This is a genomic window from Streptomyces sp. 150FB (genome assembly GCF_000818195.1).
Taxonomy (GTDB): domain Bacteria; phylum Actinomycetota; class Actinomycetes; order Streptomycetales; family Streptomycetaceae; genus Streptomyces.
The window spans coordinates 5,452,157-5,455,839 of the sequence record NZ_JTHL01000001.1 but is presented as its reverse complement, the minus strand read 5'-3'; the positions used below and the strand labels follow the sequence as shown (position 1 = coordinate 5,455,839).

Sequence of the window (3,683 nt, the reverse complement as noted above, 5' to 3'; positions counted from 1 at the left end):
GCCGCGCCGGGGGCACTGCCCCCGGCGCGGCTTTCGCGTATCCGATCGGGATCTCTTACCCGCGGGACACGCCCACCAGTCACAGCACGCGCAGGCGGCCACAACCCAGCACGGCGGCAAACAGATCTTGACTCGATCCGGTCATTAACCGGTCATCAAGACCTACTCGATCCGCCTCTTAGGTGGCACAGAAGCGACGTAATCGATGATTTTAGCAACTGGGTGTAGTCCTGCCTGTACGAAGCGTTATTCTCCTCAGACGCATACCGGACCCCACTCGTCACCACGGCGGGTGAACGGTCCCGCACTGCACGTGATGGAAGCTCTGCCTCTGGGAGTCCCGTGTACCCACACGTCGGGGTTGACGCCTCGGGCCTGGCTACGCTGCGCGCAACGGTCATCGACCGCTTGCGCGGCTTCGTCCCCACCGCGTACGCCGTCCCCGCCTTCGCCGCACCGGCCCCTGCCGTGAGCGGCCCTATCGGACCTTGTTATGCCCTGGCGAGCGGCGGTGCGGCGGTCGGCAGACGGGGAAGCAGAAGCAGCACCCCCGCCTCGCCCACCGCCCGTCGGCCGACCGCCGACAGCGACAGCGCTCGCATGATGGAGCTTGTCGAGCGCGCCCAGGCCGGTGAGGCCGACGCCTTCGGCCGGCTGTACGACCAGTACAGCGACACCGTCTACCGCTACATCTACTACCGCGTGGGCGGAAAGGCGACCGCGGAGGACCTGACCAGCGAGACGTTCCTGCGCGCCCTGCGCCGGATCTCCACCTTCACCTGGCAAGGGCGCGATTTCGGCGCCTGGCTGGTCACGATCGCCCGGAACCTGGTCGCCGACCACTTCAAGTCGAGCCGTTTCCGACTGGAAGTGACCACGGGCGAAATGCTCGACGCCAACGAGGTCGAACGCAGTCCCGAGGACTCCGTCCTGGAGTCCCTGTCGAACGCGGCGCTGCTGGAAGCCGTCAAGAAGCTCAACCCCCAGCAGCAGGAGTGCGTCACACTGCGCTTCCTGCAAGGCCTCTCGGTCGCCGAGACGGCCAGGGTCATGGGCAAGAACGAAGGAGCGATCAAGACCTTGCAGTACCGGGCGGTCCGCACCCTGGCCAGACTGCTCCCGGAAGACGCCCGCTGACCGGTCGCTGTCCCTTGAATCACCTGAATCACCCGTGACTCCACCGGTGATTCACCGGTGAGCCGTCGGACAGCGCCCGCCCCGGGTCCGGCCCCACCCGATCCGCCCCCACCCGATCCACCCGTACCCGACCCGCGTTCCGGCCCGCGTGCCGACCCGCGCCCCGGCACGGCTCAACTCACAGCCGGTGACGCCTCGATGACGCACTGGTCCGATCATCCGTCGCGCGTAACCCAAGTGCCGCGACGCTCGTTGTGCGGGATGCAGGCTCCCTGCGGTCACGCCATGCCACGCAGCCACCCACTCAATCGTGTGGATGCGCTCAAGGCGTGCAACCTTCCGGACCCCCAGGGGAGTCGATCGTCATGACGAGAGGAGGTGCCGCCAGTGATCGCGAACGTCTCGGCACACCGGCGGGCGAACGCCTTCGCCCAGGCCCTGGAAGACCGGACGGACCAGGGCGCGGCGGCCGAACAGCCCGCCGGGTCGGCCGAACCGGCCGGACAGGGGCGGCTGTTGGCCCTGGCAGGTGGTCTCGGTGAACTACCGGGACCCACGCTGGACCCCGAGGTCAAAGTGGTGCAACGGGCGCAGCTCGTCGCAGCCATGGAGACCATGCTGCGGGAAGGCACAGTCGGCGAAGGTGTGTCCTCGGGCCCTACCGTGCCCGAGCAACGGACATCGGGCCGGGGCGCCCACCGGGCCTCCCCGCTCCGGAAATTGCGTCCCAGGTCCCGCTGGTCGAAAAGCCTTGCGGCCGGCGGACTCACGGTCGGTGTCGCGGCCGGAGCGTTCAGCGGAGTGGCCGCTGCCAGTTCCGACGCCCTGCCCGGTGACTCGTTGTACGGGCTGAAACGCGGCATGGAAGACATCAAGCTCACCATGGCGGACGACGACTCCGCCCGTGGCGGGCTCTACCTCGACCATGCGTCGACCCGGCTCAGCGAGATCCGCCGGCTGATGGAGCGCGGCCGTTCCGGCCATCTCGACCACGAATCCCTGGCCGAGATCCGGCGCGCTCTGAGCGGGATGAAGCACGACGCCACCGAAGGCCACCGCCTGCTCCACCAGGCATACGAACGGGACGGCAAACTGGGCCCGATCGCCACGCTCTCCTCGTTCTCCGCCTCGCATCGCCGCACCTGGAACGGGCTGCGTGACAAGCTGCCCGTCCAACTGCACGACGTGGGCTCCGAGGTCAGCGGCGTGTTCGACGCCATAGACCAAGAGGTCGCCCCGCTCCAGTCCATGCTGCCGCGCCCCCCGGAGAAGAGTCAGGGCGCCACCCGCCCCGGCTCGTCCCCGGAGACCGGCGGCTCCGACCGTACGCACCGTCCCTCGCCCTCCGCACCGGGCAGGACCGACGGACGTACGGACCCGCACAGCGACGCACCGCACCCGTCGGGTTCCGGCTCGGGCAGCGCGGCGGACGAGGGGCTGATCGGTGGCAACACCGGCGGCCTGCTCAACCCGCCGCCGGGCCTCCCCTCGCCGTCCGACAAGCAGGACGGCGGCGCCAGACCGGCTCCGGACGTCACGATCCCGCCGCTGCTGCCGGGCCTGCTTCCCGGGCTGGGCATCGACTCGGGGGACGCCAACACGGACTGACCTGCTTCGGCCGACGACGACAGCACGCCGACGACAGCACTGAGACGCGGCGCTCCCCAGCCAGGGGAGCGCCGCGTCTCAGTCGCGCGTCTCAGCCGTACGCCGTACGCCCACGCGCCGCCGCGCCGCGCCCTCAGAAGAAGACGGACCGCCGCTGGACCAGCAACTCGTAGAGCGTGTGCTGAATCCGCTCACGCACCTGATCCGTCAGGTTGAACATCAGCATCGGGTCCTCCGCCGCCTCCGGCGGATAGCCGTCCGTCGCGATCGGCTCGCCGAACTCGATCGTCCACTTCGTCGGCAGCGGCAGCGCCCCCAGCGGCCCGAGCCACGGGAAGGTCGGCGTGAGCGGGAAGTACGGGATGCCGAGCAGCCGCGCCAGCGTCTTCGAGTTGCCGAGCATCGGATAGATCTCCTCGGCCCCCACGATCGAGCACGGCACGATCGGTACGCCGGCCCGCAGCGCCGTTGAGACGAAGCCGCCCCGGCCGAACCGCTGGAGCTTGTAGCGCTCCCCGAAGGGCTTGCCGACGCCCTTGAAGCCCTCGGGCATCACCCCGACGACCTCGCCGCGCTGGAGCAGCCGCTCCGCGTCCTCGGCGCACGCCAGCGTGTGCCCGGCCTTCCGCGCCAGCTCGTTGACCACCGGCAGCATGAAGACCAGATCGGCGGCGAGCAGCCGCAGGTGGCGTCCCGCCGGGTGCCGGTCGTGCACCGCGACCTGCATCATCAGCCCATCGAACGGCAGCGTCCCCGAGTGGTTGGCCACCACGAGCGCCCCGCCCTCCGACGGGATGTTCTCGATGCCCTTCACCTCGACACGGAAGTACTTCTCGTACAGCGGCCGGATCACCGACATCAGGACCTGGTCGGTGAGCTCCTCGTCGTACCCGAACTCGTCGACCTCGTAGTCACCGGTCACCCGCCGCCGCAGGAAC

At 69.4% G+C, this 3,683-nt stretch carries 3 protein-coding genes; 2 read left to right on the top strand and 1 reads right to left on the bottom strand.

What is annotated here, in order from left to right; all coding sequences use genetic code 11:
- Nucleotides 1–342 precede the first annotated feature (342 nt).
- Together QR77_RS23510 and QR77_RS23505 are read left to right on the top strand one after the other, a co-directional pair.
- Nucleotides 343–1,137 (top strand): ECF subfamily RNA polymerase sigma factor, BldN family, encoded by a 795-nt coding sequence (locus QR77_RS23510; RefSeq protein WP_078877058.1) that lies wholly within the window; start codon nt 343–345, stop codon nt 1,135–1,137.
- A gap of 387 nt (nt 1,138–1,524) precedes the next feature.
- Nucleotides 1,525–2,745 carry a DUF5667 domain-containing protein gene (locus tag QR77_RS23505; RefSeq protein ID WP_040024118.1) on the top strand — a complete coding sequence of 407 codons (1,221 nt, stop codon included), beginning with the start codon at nt 1,525–1,527 and terminating at the stop codon, nt 2,743–2,745.
- Between the two features lie 133 nt (nt 2,746–2,878).
- On the opposite strand, the gene QR77_RS23500 is transcribed toward QR77_RS23505, so the two are convergent.
- Nucleotides 2,879–3,683 (bottom strand): lysophospholipid acyltransferase family protein (locus QR77_RS23500; RefSeq protein WP_040024116.1); only part of this gene is annotated, 805 nt, incomplete at its 5' end.